Genomic DNA, 20,039 nt, shown 5'->3' on the forward strand with positions numbered 1-20,039 from the left:
GCATGCCGCGCGCCCGCTGACGACACGGCCGGGGACTAGTCCTCGAACGCCTCCGGCGGGGGGCAGGAGCAGACGAGGTTGCGGTCGCCGTAGGCCTGGTCGATGCGGCGGACCGGGGGCCAGTACTTGTTCTCGCGGAGCGCGGGGACGGGGTAGGCGGCCTCGTCGCGGGTGTAGGCGTGCTTCCAGTCGTCGGAGACGAGGCAGGCGGCGGTGTGCGGGGCGTTCTTGAGCGGGTTGTCCTCGCGGTCGTAGCCGCCGTCGGCGACGCGCTGGATCTCCCGGCGGATCTCGATCATGGCGTCGCAGAACCGGTCGAGCTCGGCGAGGTCCTCGGACTCGGTGGGCTCGATCATCAGGGTGCCGGCGACGGGGAAGGAGAGCGTCGGGGCGTGGAAGCCGTAGTCGATGAGGCGCTTGGCGACGTCCTCGGCGGTGATGCCGGTCTCCTTGGTGATCTTGCGGAGGTCGGCGATGCACTCGTGCGCGACGAGGCCGTTGCGGCCGGTGTAGAGGATCGGGTAGTGCGGGCCGAGGCGGGCGGCGAGGTAGTTGGCGCCGATGATGGCGCCCTCGGTCGCGGCGCGCAGGCCGTCCGGGCCCATCATCGCGATGTAGGCCCAGGAGATCGGCAGGATGCCCGCGGAGCCCCACGGCGCCGCGGAGATCGGGCCGACGCCGGTGCCGGCGGGGCCGGCCTCCTCGCGCAGCGGGTGGTTCGGCAGGAACGGGGCGAGGTGCTCGCGGACGCCGATGGGGCCGACGCCGGGGCCGCCGCCGCCGTGCGGGATGCAGAAGGTCTTGTGCAGGTTGAGGTGCGAGACGTCGGAGCCGAACTCGCCGGGCCGGGCGAGGCCGACGAGGGCGTTGAGGTTGGCGCCGTCGACGTAGACCTGGCCGCCGGCGGCGTGGACGGCGGCGCACACGTCGGTGATCGACTCCTCGAACACGCCGTGCGTGGACGGGTACGTCACCATGATCGCGGCGAGCCGGTCGCCGTGCTTGTCGATCTTGGCGTGCAGGTCGTCGAGGTCGACGTTGCCGCCGTCGTCGCACTTGACGACGGCGACGCGCATGCCCGCCATGACGGCGCTGGCGGCGTTGGTGCCGTGCGCCGAGGACGGGATGAGGCACACGTCGCGGTGCTCGTCGCCGCGGGAGGCGTGGTACCCGCGGATGGCGAGGAGCCCGGCCAGCTCGCCCTGCGACCCGGCGTTGGGCTGGACGGACACCTTGGCGTACCCGGTGATCTCGGCGAGGGCGTCCTCCAGCTCGCGGATCAGCTCGAGGTAGCCGGCGGCCTGGTCGACCGGCGCGAACGGGTGGACGTTCGCGAACTCGGGCCAGGTGATCGGCTCCATCTCGGCGGTGGCGTTCAGCTTCATCGTGCAGGAGCCGAGCGGGATCATCGAGCGGTCGAGCGCGATGTCCTTGTCCTGGAGCCGGCGCAGGTAGCGCAGCATGGCGGTCTCCGAGCGGTGCGCGTGGAAGACCGGGTGGCTGAGGTAGGGGCTCTCGCGGCGCAGGGCGCCGGGGATCGCCTCCTCGGCGCCGCCGACCTCGGCGGGCACGCCGAACGCCTCGAGGACGGCGGTGACGTGCTCGGGGAGCGTCGTCTCGTCGCAGGCGACGGCGACGTGGTCGGCGCCGGACGGCCGCAGGTTGATCCCGCGCTCGCGGGCGGCCCCGACGACCTCGGCGGCGCGGCCGGGGACGCGGGCGAGGACGGTGTCGAAGAACTCCCCGTGGACGACCTCGACGCCGCCGGCGCGCAGGCCCGCGGCGATCTCGGCGGCGCGGCGGTGCGTCCGCTGGGCGATGGCGGCGAGGCCCTCGGGGCCGTGGTAGACGGCGTACATGCTCGCCATGACGGCGAGAAGGACCTGCGCGGTGCAGATGTTGCTGGTGGCCTTCTCGCGGCGGATGTGCTGCTCGCGGGTCTGCAGGGCGAGGCGGTACGCGGTGGCGCCGTCGGCGTCGACGGACACGCCGACGAGGCGTCCGGGCAGCTGCCTCTGGATGCCCTCGCCGACCGCCATGTAGCCGGCGTGCGGGCCGCCGAACCCGTACGGGACGCCGAACCGCTGCGCGGAGCCCACGGCGATGTCGGCCCCGGACTCCGCCGGCGGCCGCAGCACGGTCAGGGCGAGCAGGTCGGCGGCGACGACGACCTTCGCTCCGCGCTCGTGCGCCTGCGCGGTGAGCGGCTCCAGGTCGCGAACGGCGCCGGACGCGCCCGGGTACTGCAGCAGGACGCCGAAGAAGTCGCCGTCGGGCAGCCCGGCGGACAGGTCGGCGACGACGACCTCGATGCCGAGCGGGACCGCCCGGGTCCGCACGACCTCGATCGTCTGCGGCAGCGCGTCGGCGTCCACGAGGAACGTCCCGGGCTCCTTGCGCTTGGACACCCGGTGCGCGAGCGCCATGGCCTCGGCGGCGGCGGTGCCCTCGTCCAGCATGGAGGCGTTGGCGACCGGCAGGCCGGTCAGGTCGGACACGACCGTCTGGAAGTTCAGCAGCGCCTCGAGGCGGCCCTGCGAGATCTCGGGCTGGTACGGCGTGTACGCGGTGTACCAGCCCGGGTTCTCCAGGACGTTGCGCAGGATCACGCCCGGCGTGATCGTCCCGCTGTAGCCGAGGCCGATCATCGAGGTGAGGACGGTGTTGCGGGCCGCGAGCTCGCGCAGCCGGGCCAGCGCGGCGGTCTCGCTCAGCGCGGGCGGCAGCTCCAGCGGCCGGGACGTGCGGATCGCCGCCGGGACGGCGTCGTCGATCAGCGCCTCCGCGCCGGAGTAGCCGATGGCGGCCAGCATCCGGGCCCGCTCGTCCGGGGACGGGCCGACGTGCCGGTCGGCGAACGTGGAACGGGGGTGCTGCGGCGAGGCCACGGGGGCGAAGAACTGGGCGGTCATGGAGAGCCTCCTGGCTGCTGCGGTCGCTCAGGGCCGCCGCCGGCAACGGGCCGGCGGCCGGTCTCCCCCTCTGTCATCGGCACCTGAGAGCTTCCCCCGCCAGGCGGGATTTCCCCTTCGGTGAGCCGCCCCTCCCCCGGTCGGGGGATCGGCGCCTGCTTTCCAGAGGTGCCTCGTCCGCGCGGTCCTTTTGCCTGAGAGGTTCCGGGGAGGTTGCCCCTTCGGCGCCCCACGCTGGCCGCATGGGGTCTCTCCCGCGCAGGGTCGACGGCATGTCCGGAACAAACCCTACCCAACCATCGCCCGCGCGATCGTCGCGCGGGCCCGCGAACCGCCGCAACGGCGGCACGTCCCGCCGCGCGGAACCGGGGTGATGGACGGTCCGGGCATCTACCGGCAAGTACGATGTGCACAGCTCACCGGGGCGGGCCGCGGTCCGCGCGGCCACCGGGCGGGACGGGGCGCGGCGGGGCGCGGCGCCGTCCGCGGCGCCGGCCGGACCGGGGCCGCCGTTGGACGGCGCGCCGCCGGCCCTGGGACGCTGATCACGATGGCGGACGGTCAGGGCGGCGGTACGGCGTGACACAGACCCACGGCGGGGCGGTGCGCCCGGCGACGGGCGCGACCGCCGGCGTCCCCGTGGACGAGCCCGCCCAGCCGGACCGGATCCGCCGGTCCGGCGACGCGATCAGGTTCGGGGTCTCCTGCGTCGCGCTGGCCGTGGTGATGCTGCTGGTGTCGATCGCGCAGCAGACCACGCACGGGCTGCAGACCGACATCGCGCAGGGCACGGCGCACGCCCCGCGCCTGCTGCTGTCGCTGGCCACGCTGGCGTCCAGCTTCGGGGTGCTGACCGTGCCGATCGCGTTCGCGGTCGAGCGGCTGTTCCGCAAGGACGGCATGCGGGTCGCGATCGCGCTGCTGGCGGCCGTGATCGCGTTCGGGATCACGGTCGGGCTGGACGACTGGGTGACCAGCGCGGCGCCGGGCGGGGTGCTGGACTCGCTGATCTGGGGCGGCACCAGGACGGCCCCGGTGCACACCGACATCGCCCCCGTGATCGCGTTCGTCACGGCGGTCGGGATGGCCGGCCGGACCCGGTGGCAGGCGGTGACGTGGACGCTGATCGGGCTGGCCGCGCTGACCGGGCTGACCGCGTCGTACGCGTCGGTCGCCGCGCTCGCGGCCACCTACCTGCTCGGCCGCGCGATCGGCTACGGCACGCTGTACGCGGTCGGCACGCCCAATCCGCGCCCGACCGGGACGGCGGTGGTCTCCACGCTGGAGCGGCTCGGGCTGTGCCCGCGCCGCGCCGCGCGCCTCGACGACCCCGGCGACGCCGCCGCCGACCGCTGCTACGGCGTCGTCCTCGACCGGGAGGACGAGGAGTGCCGCGCGCCGGGCGAGCGGCGGCCCGGCCGGTGGGACCTGGAGGTGCGGGTCCTCGACCGCGACCAGCAGACCGCGGGCCTGCCGTACCGGATGTGGCGGACGCTGCGGCTGAGCCGCACCACCACGGGCCGGGCGCTGCGCCCGCTGCGCCGCTCCCTCGAGCTGGAGTCGCTGATGGCGTACGCGGTGGACGCGGCGGGCGCGCGCACCCCCCGGCTGGTGGGGACGTCCGAGGTCGGCACGGAGGCGGCGCTGCTGGCCTACGAGCACGTGCCGGGGCGGCGGCTCGGGGAGGTCCGGGACGAGGAGGTCACCGACACCCTGCTCGCCGACGTGTGGCGGCAGTTCCGGCGGCTGCAGGAGGGCCGCCTCGCGCACCGGCGGCTGGAGGAGGACGCGATCCTCGTCGGCGACGACGGCCGCGCCTACCTCACCGACATGCGGTCCGGCGAGATCGCGGCCGGCGACCTGGCGCTGCGGCTCGACCTGGCGCAGCTGCTCACCACCGTGGCGCTGCGCGCGGGCCCCGAGCGGGCGGTGCGGACCGCGGCGTCGGCCCTGGGCGAGGACGCGCTCCCGGCGGCGGTGCCGCTGCTGCAGCGGGTGGCGCTGTCGCGGTCGACGCGGACGGCGCTGCGCCGCGACCGTGAGCTGCTCTCCCGCATCCGGGAGCAGATCGTCGCGCTGAAGCCGGAGACGGAGGCGGCGCCCGTCCGGCTGGAGCGCTTCCGGCCCCGGACGATCTTCAGCATCGTCGGCCTGTCGGTCGCCGGGTACATCGTGATCCCGCAGGTCGCGAGCCTCGACTTCGCCCATCTGCTGTCGACCGTCACCTGGCACTGGCTGCTGATAGCCCTCGCCGCATCCGCCGCCACCTATCTCGCGGCGGCGTACATGCTCCTGGGCTTCGTCCCGGAGCGGCTGCCGGTGGGGCGAACGGTGCTGGTCCAGGTCGCCGCGTCGTTCGTGCAGCTGGTCGCGCCGGCCGCGGTCGGCGGCGTCGCGATCAACACCCGCTACCTGCAGCGGTCCGGCATCCGCTCGGGCCCGGCGGTCGCGAGCGTCGGCGCGTCCCAGCTGGTCGGGCTTGTCGTGCACGTGCTGCTGCTGGCGCTGTTCGGCTTCCTCACCGGCTCCACCCACAACGCCACCAAGGACCTGGCGCCGTCCCGCACGATCATGATCGTGGTGCTGGCGCTGGGGCTGGCCGCCGGCGCGGCGCTGACGATCCCGCGGGTGCGGCGGTTCTCGACGTCCCGGCTGCGGGCGATGTTCTCCGGCGTGGTGCCGCGGCTCGTGGACGTCCTGCAGTCGCCGCGCAAGCTCGCCACCGGGCTCGGCGGGACGGTGGGGCTGACGGTGGCGTACGTGGTCTGCCTGGACGCATCGATCCGGGCGTTCGGCGGGTCGCTGCCCTGGACGGCCGTCGTGGTGGTGTTCCTGACCGCCAACGCGGTCGGCTCGGCGGTGCCGACGCCGGGCGGGCTCGGCGCCGTCGAGGGCGCGCTGACGCTGGCGCTGACGATCTCGGGGCTGACCGCGGAGACGGCGACGTCCGCGGTGCTGCTGTACCGGCTGCTGACGCTGTGGCTTCCCGTCCTGCCGGGCTGGGCGGCGTTCGCCTATCTCCAGCGCAAGGACGCGATCTGAGGGGTCGGAGGGGCCGGGGCCGTCCGGGGGAGGCCGCAGGCTCGCGGGGGCGCTCAGCCGGTGCGGCGGGCGCGCCGGCGGTTCGCCAGCTCATCGTGGGGGTGTTCGAGAGGGTCCGGGTCGTCGGTGGCGGCGCGTTCGCCGGGAAGCTCCGCCAGGCTTCCCTCCACCTCCTGCCACACCCGTCCGAGCGCGATCCCGAACACGCCCTGGCCGCCCTGGAGCAGGTCCACGACCTCGTCGGCGGAGGTGCACTCGTAGACGCTCACCCCGTCGCTCATCAGGGTGATCTGCGCCAGGTCCTGGACGCCGCGGTCGCGCAGGTGCGTCACCGCGGTGCGGATCTGCTGCAGCGACACCCCGGTGTCCAGCAGCCGCTTCACGACCTTCAGCACCAGGATGTCGCGGAAGCTGTAGAGCCGCTGGCTGCCCGATCCCTGCGCCGCGCGGACGCTCGGCTCGACCAGCTTCGTGCGGGCCCAGTAGTCCAGCTGCCGGTAGGTGATCCCCGCCGCTGCGCACGCCGTCGGGCCGCGGTAGCCGACATCCTCCGGCGGCGCGGACACCTGCGTGTCGAAGAGCAGGCCCTGCTCTCCGGCGCGTCGTGACGCCATGTGCCTTTCGGGGGTCGCCTTGCCCTCGCCGCTGCTCACCGCCACGCGGACCTCCGGCTTCTATCAGCCCGTGGCGCTTCGTCAAGGGGGTTTGACGAATTACACCACGGGTGTTCCACCAGCACGGTAGGTGCCGGTCAGGGTGTGGTCAACGTTCGCCGTCGGCGCGTCGCATGCCCGGATGAACCGGCTTCACGTGGGCAAACTGCGCACCTTGGCCGCCAACGCACTCCTACCCCGATGGTCACCCCTCGGAAACTGCCAGGTCCAGGGCAATGCAAGACCAATCGCGGCACGGCATGAACTTACACCCTGAAGTGACATTCCCCACTCCATCCCCCAAGTCCGGCCCGCACCGCTCCATCACACAGCGTAACCGATGCCCGCTCGAACAGGCGGGACGCCGGGCGGAGCGCCCGGGCGCGATCTGGAGGGCGGGGCCGTCCGGCGCGCCTAACCGGCGCGGCCGAAGTCCTCCGGGGAGATGGTGTCGAGGAACTCGCGGAACTTCTCCACCTCGTCCTCCTGCTCGTCGGGGATGGCCACGCCGGCCTCCTCGAGGACGTCCTCGCTGGCGAAGATCGTCGCGCCGGTGCGCAGCGCGAGCGCGATGGAGTCGGATGGGCGGGCGCTCACCTCGACGCCGTTGGAGAAGACCAGGTCCGCGAAGAAGATCCCCTCGCGCAGGTCGGTGATGTTCACGGTGCGGAGCTGGACGCTCAGCGCGTCGAGCACGTCCCGGAAGAGGTCGTGGGTGAGGGGGCGCGCGGGCAGCACGCCCTGCTGAGCGAAGGCGATCGCCGTCGCTTCGACCGCCCCGATCCAGATGGGCAGGTAGCGCTCGCCCTCCGTCTCCTTCAACAGGACGATGGGCTGATTGGAGGGCATCTCGACCCGGACGCCGACGACCTCCATCTGCTTCACTGCGGCTCCCTGCTGGTCGACGCTGTCTCGATCACCACGTGCACAGGACGGATCCTCGACGAACCCTGTAGCCCAACGTACACCCAGGCTCGGACAGGGTGGCGCGGCGGCGGGCGGCAAATGCCCGCCCGGCCCCCGCGGTCAGGGGTCGAGGCTTTCGCGAAGTCCCGCGGACAGCAGGGCGGCGTGCAGCCGGACGGAGAGCGCGGCGATGTCGCGGGCGGTCTCGGCGGCCTGCTCGTGCGCGCCCGGGCTGCGCCGGCGCAGCTGGGGGGCGACCATCTGCTCGATCAGCCCGGCCTGCCGGTCGGCGGCGGCCTTGGCGGCGCGCAGGTGGCGGACCTCGAAGCCGTGCTCGCCGAGCGCGGCGGCGGCGCGGGCCACGGTGAGGGCCTCGCCGTCGTAGTGGGTGCCGTTGCGCCGGACGAGCCCGTACTCCTCCAGGTCGCCGAGCATGTCCTCGCCGATGCCGGCGCCGTCCAGGAGCTGGCGGCGGGTCAGCCGGACTGCCGGGTCGGGCGCGTCGGCGCCGGCCGCGACCAGGGTGCGGGGCCGGCGGGCGGGCTCCTCGGCGCGGGCGCCGAGGGGCGGGACGGCCTCGCCGCGGTCGCGGGCCTCCAGGTGCTGCCTGATCGCGCGCAGCGGCATGTAGTGGTCGCGCTGCGCGGTGAGCACGAACCGGAGCCGCTCCACGTCGGCCGGGCCGAACTTGCGGTACCCGGCGGGGGTGCGCTCCGGTTCCACGAGCCCCTCCGACTCCAGGAACCGGATCTTGGAGATGGTGATGTCGGGGAACTCGCTCCTGAGCAGCCCGAGGACGTCCCCGATGGTCATCGGGGACCGGGCCGGCTGCGCGTTCAAGGGCCCTCCCATCGTCGCCGAGACCCCGTGCTCCCCCGCCGCTCCGGTCCTCGTCAGCCGTGCGCCGGGTTGGTCAGGAAGACCAGCCGGAACTTGCCGATCTGGACCTCGTCGCCGCCGGACAGGCCGGCCTGGTCGATCCGCTGCCGGTTGACGTAGGTGCCGTTCAGGCTGCCGACGTCGCGGACGGAGAAGGTGCCGCCGTGCCGGGCGAACTCGGCGTGCCGGCGGGAGACGGTGACGTCGTCCAGGAAGATGTCGCTCTCCGGGTGCCGGCCTGCGGACGTGCGGTCCTTGTCGAGCAGGAAGCGGCTCCCGGCGTTCGGGCCCCGCTTGACGACCAGCAGCGCGGTCCCGGGCGGGAGCGCCTCCATGGCGGTCTGCTCCGGTCCGGGCTGCTCCTCGGCCTCCTGGCCGGTGTCCAGCGCCTCGAACCCGCCGATGGAGATCGTGGAGGTCGACTCGCCGGGCGACTCCCGGTAGATCGGCGGCTGGGCGCCCCGCGTCAGCGGGGTGCCGCAGTTCGAGCAGAAGCGGGCATCATCCGGGTTGGCGTGACCGCACTGCGTGCAGTAGACGCTCGGCATAGATCGGCTCGGCCTCCTACCATCGGCGCGCCGCCCGCGAACGCCCCGCTGCCGCGGGAGCCGCGTGCGCCACGCGCATCCTTCACCCAACCCACGCCGGGGACCCGCCCCCGACCACGGTCCTGCTCACCGCCCGCGCACGCGACGGTCGCCGCAACTTACGCGGGTATTGCCCGAGGGGTCAACCGGAACGGTGAACCGACCGCACCACGGTACCTGTGCCGATGATCGCCGGTCTACGCCGCCGCGCGGGCGGCGCCGATCGCGACGTCACCGGGCGGCCGTTCACCGCTCCCCCCGTTCCCTCTACGGAGACCGTATCGCGCTCACGGTCACTTTCGCGCGCGGGGTGATCGAGACGGTGGCGCCGGCGGCCCGCAGCGTCCGCACGACGCCGCCCGGGATGTTGAGCGCCGTGGTCATGGTGTGCGGGTCCCCGATGGCGAGGAACGTGTACGGGGCGCGCAGCGTGCTCCCGTCCGCGCGGACGCCGTCGCGGGCGTCGACGAAGTAGGTGTCGACCCCGGCGCGGACCCCGTTGACCTGGACGACCTCGGCGCCGGCGTCGCGGAGCTCCTCCAGCGCGTCAAGGAGGCCGCCGGCGCGGACGCCGCCGCGCGGGTCCCGGACGACCATCTGGATGCCGGGCCCTTCGGCGGGGAGCGTGCCCGCCAGGAGCCCGTAGGTCGTGGCGCGCTTGCGGGCCTCCTCCAGAGCGGCGCCGCCCCGGGCGTCGCGCTGGAGCTCGGCCTTGGTCTCCTCCAGGTCGCGGATGTCGCCGCGGAGCCGTTCGGACCGCTGCCCCAGATCGGCCAGGATGCCGACCAGCTCGTCCTGCCGGGCTGTGGCGAACGTGGTGTCGCGCTTGGTGGAGCGGACCTGCACGGCCACCGCGAAGCCGACGAGCAGGCACAGCAGGCCGCCGATGAGCTGCCCCCAGCTCGCCCTGGGCCGCAGCAGGGCCATCACCCCGGTCAGGGGCCGGGGCTGCTGCTCCGGCGGCTCAGCGGGACGCTCAGGGTACTGCTCGGGCGTCTCCGGCCGCTCGGGCCCTCCACGGGCGTCGTCGCCGCTCATGCGCCGAACAGCTTCCGCCGGATGCCGGCCGCGTTGGAGAAGATCCGGATGCCGAGGACGACCACGACGCCGGTGGACAGCTGGGAACCGACGCCCAGCTCGTCGCCGAGGAAGACGATCAGCGCCGCGATCACCGTGTTGCTGAGGAAGGACACGACGAACACCTTCTCGTCGAAGATCCCCTCGAGCCGGGCCCGGACGCCGCCGAACATGGCGTCGAGCGCCGCGACGATGGCGATGGGCAGGTAGGGCTGGAGCCACAGCGGGACGTCGGGGTGCAGGAGCAGGCCCAGCACCACGCCGATCACCAGCCCGATCAGCGCGATCATGCCGTGCCCGTCCCTTCCGTGCGCGTCGCGGCCGAGGCGGCCGCGCGCGGTCGTCGAACGCGCGGTCGTCGGGTGCGCGCCCGTGGTCGCCGTCCGCCCGGTCATCGCGTCACTTGCCCGCTCCGGGGGCCGGCGCGGCGTACCGCAGCCGGAGCGCTCCCGCCGCGGGCAGCCGGGCGCCGGACGTGCGGCGCGTGTCGTACCGGATGCCGTACCGCTCCTCGAGGTCGCGCAGCCTGCGGTCGGCGGCGGAGCCGGTGAACGCGTCCCGCACGCGGCCCGGGTCGCCGAGCGCCGTCACCTCGTACGGACCGGTCAGCGGGCGGTAGTCCACCAGGATCGCCTCCCCCGCGGTGCGGATCGCGGTGACCGGGGTGAGCCGGCGCCCGTTGATCCCGATGGCGGTGGCGCCGGCCGCCCAGAGGCCGTTGACCAGCACCTGGAGATCCTGATCATAGACCCGGCCGTCGGAGTCCCCGCCGCCGTCGCCGGGCGCGTCGCCGACGGTGACGACGAGACCGGGGCCGGAGGCGGGCTCGGCGGCCGCGGCGGCGGCCTGCGCGGCGAGGTCGCGGCGGACGCGGCGTCCGGCGGCGCTGCGCTCCAGGGCGCCCGCCCGCTCCCGGCCGGTGTCGGCGCGCAGCCCGTCGAGGCGGCGCTGCAGGGCGTCGGCCTCGCCGGTGCGGGCGTGGATCTGGTCGATGAGCCGGGCGCGCTCCTTGGCCGCCACGGGCTCGCTGCGGCGCACCTGGACACCGGCCACGGCGATGAGGACGCCCGCGGCGGTCAGCACGGCGAGGACGCCGCCGCCCCACGGCCGCCCGCCGCGCGGGCGGGCCCCGCCGGACGCCGCGCGCCGCGCCGCCGCCTCGGCGTAGCCGGGGTCGAGGAGCTTGCCGGAGAACAGGTCCGACAGCAGGGACATGGAGGCGTCGGGGCGGCGCCATCCGTCCGCCCGCTCCGCCTCGTCCCGTCCCCGCCGTCGCGCGATCACCGCACCATGATGGCAAGGCCCGCCAAATCGGGCCGGGTCCGCCGGCCTCCGGCGCGGCGCTAGGCGATGGCGGCGCGGGTGCGGTCGAGGCCGATGTGGACGGCGAGGCCGGCCAGCACCGAGCCCATCAGGTAGCGCTGGACGCGCTGCCAGGCGGGCCGGCGGGTGAGGAACGCGGCGATGCTCCCGGCGCCGAGCACGATGAGGCCGTTCACGGTGATCGCGACGGTGATCTGGGTGAGCCCGAGGAGCAGGCTCTGCAGGGCGACGTGGCCGCGGGAGGGGTCGACGAACTGCGGCAGCAGCGACACGTACAGGATGGCGATCTTGGGGTTGAGCAGGTTGGTCACGAGGCCCATGGCGAACAGCCGCCGCGGGGGGTCGGCGGGCAGCTCCCTGGTGGCGAACACGGCGGTCCCGCCGGGCCGGACGGCCTGCCAGGCCAGCCAGAGCAGGTACCCGGCGCCCGCGAGCTTCAGCGCCGTGTAGACGGGCGGGACGAGCCGGAAGACGGTCGTGATCCCGGCCGTGGCGGCCACGACGTAGAGGACGAAGCCGACGGCGACGCCGCCGAGCGAGACGAGCCCGGCGCGCCGGCCCTGCGTCACCGACCGCGACACCAGGTAGATCATGTTCGGCCCGGGGGTGAGGACGAGCCCGAGCGCGACGAGGGCGATGGCCGCCAGGGCCGCTGGGGAGATCATTGCACCGATGCTAGGCGCCGGATTTGTTCGGTGCAATAATGACATTGTACTCGGTGCAATCCTGGGAGCCGTATGGACGACTACCGGCGGGTGGCCGACGCGGTCGCCGCCGACATCGCCGCCGGGCGGCTGCGGCCGGGCGATCGGCTGCCGCCGCAGCGCACGTTCGCGCGCCGCCGCGGCATCGCCGCCTCGACGGCCGCTCGCGTCTACCGGGAGCTGGGCCGGCGCGGCCTGGTCGTCGGCGAGGTCGGGCGGGGCACGTTCGTGCTCGCGGCGGAGCGCCGGACGACCCCTGCCCTGGCCGAGCCGGCGGGCGCCCGCGTCGACCTGGAGCTGAACTACCCGGTCGTGCCGGAGCAGGCTCCCCTGCTGGCCGCCGGGCTGGACCGCCTGACCCGCCCGGACGTGCTGGACGCGGCGCTCGCCCCCACCGGTGTCGCGGGCGCCCCGGCGGCGCGCGAGGCCGCGGCGGCGCTGCTCGCGGCGGACGGCTGGGCCCCGGCGCCGGAGGACGTGCTGTTCGCCGGGAACGGCCGGCAGGCGATCGCCGCGGCGGTGGCCGCGCTCGTCCCGCCGGGCGGGCGGCTCGCCGTCGAGGCGCTCACCTATCCGCTGGTCAAGGGGATCGCGGCGCGGCTCGGCGTCACGCCGGTCGCGGTGCCGGTGGACGAGCACGGGATGGTCCCGGAAGCGCTCGCCGACGCCCACCGCGCCGCGCCGCTCGGCGGCGTCTACCTCCAGCCCACGCTGCACAACCCGTACGGGACGACGATGCCGGAGGCCCGGCGCGCCGGGCTGGGCGCCCTCCTCGGGCAGCTCGGGCTGTGCGCGATCGAGGACCGGATCTGGGCGTTCCTGCGCGAGGACGGCCCGCCGCCGCTGGCGTCGTTCGCGCCGGATCACACGATCCCCGTCGACAGCCTCTCCAAGCGGCTGGCGCCGGGGCTGAGCGTCGGGTTCGCCGCCGTCCCGCGGCGGCTGGCGGGCCGGGTCGCCGCCGCGCTGCGCTCGGGCGCGTGGGGGCCCGCCGGGTTCGCGCTGGAGGCGGCGTCCGGGTGGGTCGCCGACGGGACGGTCGAGGCGATCGTGAAGGCGAAGCGCGCGGACGCCGCGTCCCGGCAGCGGATCGCGGCGGACCGGCTCGCGGGCGCCGCGATCCGGTCCGATCCCGGCTCGTACTTCTGCTGGTGGGAGCTGCCCGCGCCGTGGCGGGCGGAGACGTTCGTGGCCGCGGCGGCCCGGCGCGGCATCGCCGTCACGCCCGCCGCCGCGTTCGTGGTGGGCGGCGCCGCCGCGCCGCGGGCGGTGCGGCTCGGCCTGGCGTCCCCGCCGGAGGACGTCCTCGCCAGAACCCTGGACGTGCTGGCGGAGATCGCGGCCGGCCCGCCCGACGACGCCCCCGCGGGCTGACCGCCTCCGGGACCGGGCGGGGATCCTCCTCTGGACTCCGCGCCCGGCCTCGTCCATGTTCTTCTGGGGGCGGGCGCGCCCTCCGGAGGGGATGGGGGCGTGACGTGATCGAGGTGCGCGGGGTCGGGCAGCGGGTGGACGGCGGGCGCCGCACGCTGCGGGACGTGTCGATGACGATCGGCGCCGGCGAGCTCGTGGCGATCATCGGGGGCAGCGGCGCCGGCAAGACGACGCTGCTGGACGCGATCGCCGGGGTGCGGCCGCCCGCCGAGGGCGAGGTGCGCCACGAGGCCGGCGGCGGATCGTTCGGGTACGTGCCGCAGGACGACATCGTCCACAAGGAGCTGCCGCTCCGCCGCACCCTCCGGTACGCGGCGGGCCTCCGGCTGCCCGCGGGCACGCCGCCGGAGGACGCCGAGAGGGCCGTGGACGACGTGCTGGACGCGCTGGCCCTCACCGACCGGGCCGGCCAGCGCGTCGGGCGGCTGAGCGGCGGCGAGCGCAAGCGCGCCAGCATCGCGGTCGAGCTGCTCACCCGGCCGCGGGTGTTCTTCCTCGACGAGCCGACGTCGGGCCTCGACCCGGCCGCGGCCGCCAACCTGATGCGGCTGCTGCGCGGCCTCGCCGACGCGGGGACGACCGTCGTCATGACGACGCACCACCCGCCGGACGTCGCGGTGTGCGACCGGGTGGCGGTGCTGGCGCCGGACGGGCGGCTGGCGTTCCACGGCCCGCCGGAGGAGGCGCTGGAGGAGTTCGGGGCCACCGCGGTCGACGAGATCTACCTGCGGCTCGCGGGCGGCCCGGAGGCCGACTGGAGCTCCCGGTTCCGGCGTCCCGGCGGCGCGGGGACGGCGCCGGGTCCGGGCGTCGGCGCACCGCGCCAGTGGGCGCTGCTGACCCGGCGCAACCTCGATCTGCTGACGGGGAACCGCCTGACGCTCGCCGTGCTGGCGGGGTCGCCGGTGATGGTGCTGGCGATGTTCGCGGTGCTGTTCCGCCCCGGGGCGTTCGCGCCCGAGTCGCCGAGCCCGGGCGCGACCGTGATGATCCTCTTCTGGATCGCGTTCGGCGGGTTCTTCTTCGGGCTGACCTACGGGCTGCTGCAGATCTGCACCGAGCTGCCGGTGCTGCGGCGGGAGCGGCTGACCGGGCTGCGGATCGGGCCGTACGTGCTGGCGAAGGCGGCCGTGCTGCTGCCGCTACTGGCGGCGGTGGACGCGCTGATGCTCGGGGTGCTGCGCGGGCTCGACCGGCTGCCGGCGCTGGGCTGGCGGACGTACGGGGAGCTGTTCGCCACGCTGCTGCTGTGCTCGGTGGCGGCGCTGGCGCTCGGGCTGCTGGTCTCGGCGGCGGTGACGGATCCGGCGCAGGCGACGATGGCCCTGCCGATGCTGTGCTTCCCCCAGGTGCTGTTCGTCGGCGCGATCCTGCCCGTCCCGGTGATGGCGGCGCCGGGACGCTGGCTGAGCTACGCGATGTCGAACCGGTGGGCGTTCGAGGGGCTCGGCCACAGCCTGGGCGTCGACCGGCTGTGGGCGTCGGGCCGGTCGCCGCTGGGGCCGCCCCTGCTGGCCTCCTACGGCGGCACGTTCTCCCGGGCCGTGGCCGCCGACTGGGCGATCCTCGCCGGGTTCGCCGCGCTCTTCCTGGCCGGGACGGCCGCCGTCCTCGCCCGCCGTACGCGGTCGTCCGCCGGCGGCCCGTCCCGTCGTGCCGGAGAACCGCCAAACACAGCCATCAAGTCCTGAAAAGGTCAGAACTCCCCCTTGCACGCCGTTCTCCGATTTTGGACCGTTCTTAGAGGAGGATGCGGCTTTGTATGCGGGGGTGCATGATGTCCGCTTCAACCGATTCCTGGGCGGCGGGGGCGACGCCCGGCACCGACGCCGAGTACGCCTCGACGAGCCGGCTGGACGACCTGAGGGCCGCCGAGTACGGCCACCTCGACGCCGAAGGCCGGACCTACCTTGACTACACGGGGGCGGGCGTGGCCGCCGACGCGCAGATCCGGGCGCACGCCCGGCGCCTCACCGGGCACTGCTACGGCAACCCGCACTCGGAGAACCCGACGTCCAGCGCGTCGACCGAGCTGGTCGAACGGACCCGCGCGGCGATCCTCGGCTTCTTCGACGCCTCTCCCGACGAGTACGAGGTGATCTTCACGCCGAACGCGACCGGCGCGTGCCGGCTGGTCGGCGAGGCCTACCCGTTCGGGCGCGGGTCACGGCTGGTCCTCACCGGCGACAACCACAACTCGGCCAACGGCATCCGCGAGTTCGCCCGCGCGCGCGGCGCGCAGGTGGTCAACGTGCCCGTCCGCGGAGCCGAACTGCGCGTCCCCGACGACGACGTGCGCAACGCCCTCGCCCGCCGCCGCGGGCTGCTCGTCTACCCGGCGCAGAGCAACTTCACGGGCGTCCAGCACCCTCTGGCGTGGGTCGACCTCGCGCACGCACACGGGTACGACGTCCTGCTGGACGCGGCCGCGTTCGTCCCCGCGAACCGCCTGGACCTCAGCCGGACGCGGCCCGACTTCGTCCCGGTGAGCTGGTACAAGGTGTTCGGCTACCCGACCGGCGTCGGCGCCCTGGTCGCCCGCCGCGCGGCGCTCGCCCGGCTGCGCCGCCCCTGGTTCGCGGGCGGCACGATCCAGGCGGTCAGCGCGCTCGGCGGCTGGCACGTCCCGGCCCCCGACGAGACCGCGTTCGAGGACGGCACCCTGAACTTCCTGTCGATCCCCGACGTGGAGTTCGGCATCCGGTGGATCGGGGACATCGGCATCGACCTGGTCCACCTCCGGGTCGCCCGCCTCACCTCGTGGCTGCTGCACCGCCTGACCGGGCTCCGGCACGGCGCGGGCACCGCCATGGTCCGGGTGTACGGCCCCACCGGCACGGACCGGCGCGGCGGCACCGTCGCCTTCAACGTCCTGGACCCGCGGGGCCGGATCGTGGACGAGCGGATCGTCGCCCGCGACACCGCCGCCGCCGGGATCTCCGTCCGCACCGGCTGCTTCTGCAACCCGGGCGCCGGGGAGGGCGCCTTCCACATCTCCGAGCGGGCCCTGCGCGACCGGCGGACGCTGCGCGGCGGCATGCGCACGCTCGACGAGTACCTCGACCTGCTCCAGCTGCCGAGCGGCGGCGCCGTCCGCGCCTCGCTCGGCCTTGTCTCCAACGTCGACGACGTCGAGCGGCTCGTCTCGTTCCTGGAGGAGACCTACGGGGACCGGGAGCCCGACGCGAGGGGCCTCAAGCCCCGCGAGCGCTGCTGAGGCTCCCGCCCCCTCGCGCCGAGGCCACCGGGTCAGGAGCCCGCGCGCTCCACCACGACGGCCCACTCCTCCAGCAGTTCCTGCGCGGCGTCGGCGTCCGGGCCCTCGGCCCACAGGTGCGTGACGGCCTCCGCCGGGTCGGGGAGGACGAGCACCCAGCCGCCGTCGTCCTCCACCACGCGGACCCCGTCGGTGGTGTCGAGGGTGCGGCTCCCCGCCGCCTCCACGACGTGCCGCATGACGCTGCCCTTCGCCGCCCACGGCGTCGGGACGGACCGGCGCAGCAGGTGCGCGACGGGGATGCGCCGGTCGATCTGCGACAGCGTCAGCCGCGTCCGCGCGACGAGCCCGACCAGGCGGACGAACGCCGCGATCCCGTCCACGGTGCCGCTGAACTCCGGCATCAGGAACCCGCCCCGGCCGTCCCCCGCGAAGATCACGTCGGGGCGCGCGGCGGCCTTGGTCAGCACGTCCTGCGAGGTCGAGGTCCACTCCACCTGGACGCCGTGGAACCGGCAGACCTGCTCGGCCACCCGGGTCGTGGTCACCGGCAGCGCGACCCGCCCGCCGCGCCGCTCGGCCGCGACGAGGTCCAGCATCACCAGCAGGGCCCGGTCGTCGGCCACCAGCTCGCCGTTCTCGTCCACCAGCGAGATCCGCTCGCCGACCGGGTCGAACCGGACGCCGAACGCGGCCCGCGACGACGACACCAGCGCGCCGAGCCGCTCCAGGTCGCGCATCCGCTCGGGCAGCGTCTCGGTCGGGTTCGCCTCGTCCAGCGCGTTGTTGCGGGTCAGGACCTCCACCCCGACCCGGCCGAGCAGGCTCGGCAGCACCAGCGACGCGACGCCGCCCGCGCAGTCCAGCACGATCTTCAGCCCGGCCTCGCGGACGCCGCTGATGTCGATGCGGTCCAGCAGGTCGCGGGTGTAGGTCTCCACCACCCGCGGCGGGTAGGTCAGCTCGGCGATCTCGCCGGGGAACGCGCGCCGGTACTCCTGCCGCCCGAACACCCGCTCCAGCTTGCGTTGCGCGGCCTGCGACAGGTCCGCGCCGTCCGGGTCGAGGAAGATGATGTCGACGCCCTGCGTCTCGCCGTACGTGGTGCGGATGTAGATGCCGCCGGCGCAGTCCTCGCGGCCGGTCTCGAACCGGGCGACGGTCAGCGGCGTCGCCTCCAGGTCCTGCACGTTGATCGCGCTGGCGGTCAGCGCGCTGATCACCGCGCGCTTGAGCGTCCGGGCGGCGCGCGAGACGTCCCGCCCGGTGACGACCGTGGTGCCCTTCTTCAGCGTGGTCGCGTACGCGCTGGCCAGCCGCACCGCCAGTTCCGGCGTGATCTCCACGTTGACCAGGCCGGACACCCCGCGCGGCCCGAACAGGTTGCGCTGCCCGCGCGACTCCCAGATCACGCTGGTGTTGACGACCGCGCCCGCCTCGATCGTCTTGAACGGGTACACCTTCACGCCGCTGGAGACGTACGCCTCCGCCTCGATGACGCACTCGTCCCCGATGATCGCGCCCTCCTCGACCCGGGCGCCCGCCATGATGTCGGTGTTCTTGCCGATGACGCAGCCGCGCAGGTTCGTCGACGGCGCGACGAACACGTTGTCGTGGACGATCGCGCGGTGCAGGAACGCGCCCTCCTTCACCACGACGTTGCTGCCGAGCACGGTGTACTCGCGCAGCTCGACGCCGGCCTCGACCTTCGCGTAGTCGCCGATGTACAGCGGGCCCTTCAGCACGGCCTCCGCGTCCACCTCGGCGCCCTCGGCGACCCAGACGCCCGGCGACATCTCGAACCCGTCCAGCTCGATGCCGACCTGCCCGGACAGCATGTCGGCCTGCGCCTTCAGGTAGCTCTCGTGGGTGCCGACGTCCTCCCAGTAGCAGTCCGCCACGTACCCGTACAGCGGCGCGCCCTCCGCCAGCAGCTTGGGGAACACGTCGCCGGACCAGTCGACGACCTCGCCCGCCGCGACATGGTCGAGCACCTCCGGCTCCATCACGTAGATGCCGGTGTTGACGGTGTCGGAGAACACCTGCCCCCACGTCGGCTTCTCGAGGAACCGCTGGATGCGGCCCTCGTCGTCCACGATGATGATCCCGAACTCCAGCGGGTTCGGGACGCGCTTGAGGCCGATGGTGACGAGGGCGCCGTTGCGCTCGTGGAAGCGCACCATGTCGGTGAGGTCGATGTCGGTCAGCGCGTCCCCGGAGATCACCAGGAACCGGTCGTCGCGCAGCGCCGCCTCGGCGTTCTTCACGCTGCCCGCGGTGCCGAGCGGCACCTCCTCGGTCGCGTAGCTCAGCGACATGCCGAGCTCCTCGCCGTCGCCGAAGTAGTTGCGGATCAGCGCCGCCAGGAACTGCACCGTGACGACGGTCTCGCTGAACCCGTGCCTCTTCAGCAGCCGCAGCACATGCTCCATGATCGGCCGGTTGACGAGCGGCAGCAGCGGCTTGGGCTGGTTGGCGGTCATCGGACGCAGCCGCGTCCCCTCGCCACCCGCCATCACGACGGCCTTCATCGGGGGGTCTCAGCTCCCTTCTGCTCGCCGGCCGGGGGCCGCGCGCCCGGTCCGGGCGCGCCGTCGGGTGGCGCGCCGCGGCCGGCCAGCACCAGTTGCCGCGTCTGCGCCCAGTACAGGACGGCAGCCCACCAGTACAGCGCCGTCCCCCAGATGGCGAAGGACCACCCGATGATCTTCGCCGCGGTGCCCGCCGCCCCGTCATGGTCGCCCAGCAGCAGCAGCGGGAAGGCGTACAGCAGGCACAACGTGCCCGTCTTGCCGATGAAGTGCACGGGAAGCGTCCCGCCGTACCCGAGCCGCCGCACGATCGGCGCGATCGGGGTGATCGCCAGCTCGCGCGCGACCAGCGCGACCAGCAGCCACAGCGGGATGATGTCGCGGATCGTCAGGCCGACGAGCGTCGCGAAGATGTACAGCCGGTCGGCGGCCGGATCCAGGAGCATGCCGAGCTTGCTGGTCTGGTTCAGCGCCCGCGCGAGCTTGCCGTCCAGCCAGTCCGACAGGCCGGCGAACACCAGCAGCCCGAGCGCCCACCAGTCCTGCTCGACCAGCACCAGCCACAGGAAGAACGGGACTCCGACGAGCCGCGCCATGCTGAGCATGTTCGGCACCGTGAAGATCCGGTCCCGCGCCGCCTCCGGCGCCCTGCCGGCCTCAGTGCTCACCGCTCGCGCTCCCCTCCCTGACAGCGCCCTCCGGGCGATGACCCCGGGGCGGGGGCCCGCCCCCCGGCGGTCGCGCCGTCCCCCTTGATCCTGACCCTACCGGTAA

General features: G+C 74.4%; 15 protein-coding genes and 1 riboswitch. Of the genes, 4 read left to right on the forward strand and 11 right to left on the reverse strand.

From position 1 onward, the window contains the following. Window positions 1-35: 35 nt before the first annotated feature. Window positions 36-2,912 (reverse strand): aminomethyl-transferring glycine dehydrogenase, encoded by a 2,877-nt coding sequence (gcvP, locus tag J4557_RS31755; protein WP_208270440.1) that lies wholly within the window; start codon window positions 2,910-2,912, stop codon window positions 36-38. A gap of 172 nt (window positions 2,913-3,084) precedes the next feature. Continuing rightward, window positions 3,085-3,179: riboswitch (glycine riboswitch) on the reverse strand. A gap of 312 nt (window positions 3,180-3,491) precedes the next feature. On the opposite strand from gcvP, the gene J4557_RS31760 reads away from it, so the two are divergent. Next, the gene (locus J4557_RS31760) at window positions 3,492-5,954 is read left to right on the forward strand and encodes a lysylphosphatidylglycerol synthase transmembrane domain-containing protein (RefSeq protein WP_307800320.1); all 2,463 of its coding nucleotides are present in this window, start codon (window positions 3,492-3,494) and stop codon (window positions 5,952-5,954) included. 53 nt (window positions 5,955-6,007) lie between these two features. Here J4557_RS31760 and J4557_RS31765 read toward each other — a convergent pair whose 3' ends face one another. From J4557_RS31765 to J4557_RS31800, 8 genes are all read right to left on the reverse strand, one after another. After that, window positions 6,008-6,613 carry a MerR family transcriptional regulator gene (locus J4557_RS31765; protein ID WP_208270442.1) on the reverse strand — a complete coding sequence of 202 codons (606 nt, stop codon included), beginning with the start codon at window positions 6,611-6,613 and terminating at the stop codon, window positions 6,008-6,010. A 408-nt stretch (window positions 6,614-7,021) separates the two neighbouring features. Continuing rightward, entirely contained in the window at window positions 7,022-7,492 is a 471-nt protein-coding gene (locus tag J4557_RS31770) for a bifunctional nuclease family protein (protein ID WP_151546279.1), read from the reverse strand. Window positions 7,493-7,633: 141 nt separating this feature from the next. Then, window positions 7,634-8,353, reverse strand: coding sequence for a transcriptional regulator FtsR (gene ftsR, locus J4557_RS31775; protein WP_208270443.1), 720 nt, complete (start codon window positions 8,351-8,353; stop codon window positions 7,634-7,636). A 53-nt stretch (window positions 8,354-8,406) separates the two neighbouring features. After that, window positions 8,407-8,940 carry an FHA domain-containing protein gene (locus tag J4557_RS31780; RefSeq protein WP_208270444.1) on the reverse strand — a complete coding sequence of 178 codons (534 nt, stop codon included), beginning with the start codon at window positions 8,938-8,940 and terminating at the stop codon, window positions 8,407-8,409. Between the two features lie 306 nt (window positions 8,941-9,246). After that, entirely contained in the window at window positions 9,247-10,017 is a 771-nt protein-coding gene (locus J4557_RS31785; protein ID WP_208270445.1) for a DUF881 domain-containing protein, read from the reverse strand. Beyond that, window positions 10,014-10,451, reverse strand: a complete 438-nt coding sequence (locus tag J4557_RS31790; protein ID WP_243776638.1) for a small basic family protein — start codon at window positions 10,449-10,451, stop codon at window positions 10,014-10,016. Before J4557_RS31790 ends, J4557_RS31785 begins: the two co-directional genes overlap by 4 nt. Before the next feature lie 4 nt (window positions 10,452-10,455). After that, a complete protein-coding gene (locus tag J4557_RS31795) occupies window positions 10,456-11,340 on the reverse strand; it encodes a DUF881 domain-containing protein (RefSeq protein ID WP_208270446.1) in 885 nt (294 codons plus the stop codon). A gap of 59 nt (window positions 11,341-11,399) precedes the next feature. After that, entirely contained in the window at window positions 11,400-12,044 is a 645-nt protein-coding gene (locus J4557_RS31800) for a LysE family translocator (RefSeq protein WP_208270447.1), read from the reverse strand. Window positions 12,045-12,116: 72 nt separating this feature from the next. Here J4557_RS31800 and J4557_RS31805 point away from each other — a divergent pair, with 72 nt between their 5' ends. From J4557_RS31805 to J4557_RS31815, 3 genes are all read left to right on the forward strand, one after another. Beyond that, window positions 12,117-13,457 carry an aminotransferase-like domain-containing protein gene (locus tag J4557_RS31805; RefSeq protein ID WP_208270448.1) on the forward strand — a complete coding sequence of 447 codons (1,341 nt, stop codon included), beginning with the start codon at window positions 12,117-12,119 and terminating at the stop codon, window positions 13,455-13,457. A gap of 104 nt (window positions 13,458-13,561) precedes the next feature. Then, window positions 13,562-15,208 carry an ABC transporter ATP-binding protein/permease gene (locus tag J4557_RS31810; RefSeq protein ID WP_208270450.1) on the forward strand — a complete coding sequence of 549 codons (1,647 nt, stop codon included), beginning with the start codon at window positions 13,562-13,564 and terminating at the stop codon, window positions 15,206-15,208. 83 nt (window positions 15,209-15,291) lie between these two features. Continuing rightward, window positions 15,292-16,734, forward strand: a complete 1,443-nt coding sequence (locus J4557_RS31815) for an aminotransferase class V-fold PLP-dependent enzyme (protein WP_243776639.1) — start codon at window positions 15,292-15,294, stop codon at window positions 16,732-16,734. A gap of 32 nt (window positions 16,735-16,766) precedes the next feature. On the opposite strand, the gene J4557_RS31820 is transcribed toward J4557_RS31815, so the two are convergent. Both J4557_RS31820 and clsA read right to left on the reverse strand, forming a co-directional pair. After that, entirely contained in the window at window positions 16,767-19,265 is a 2,499-nt protein-coding gene (locus tag J4557_RS31820) for a sugar phosphate nucleotidyltransferase (protein WP_208270452.1), read from the reverse strand. Continuing rightward, window positions 19,262-19,933 (reverse strand): cardiolipin synthase ClsA, encoded by a 672-nt coding sequence (gene clsA, locus J4557_RS31825; RefSeq protein ID WP_307800322.1) that lies wholly within the window; start codon window positions 19,931-19,933, stop codon window positions 19,262-19,264. The genes J4557_RS31820 and clsA overlap by 4 nt, the downstream gene beginning before the upstream one ends. Between the last annotated feature and the right edge of the window lie 106 nt (window positions 19,934-20,039).

Origin of the sequence: Actinomadura nitritigenes (assembly GCF_017573545.1) — a bacterium.
Taxonomy (GTDB): domain Bacteria; phylum Actinomycetota; class Actinomycetes; order Streptosporangiales; family Streptosporangiaceae; genus Spirillospora; species Spirillospora nitritigenes.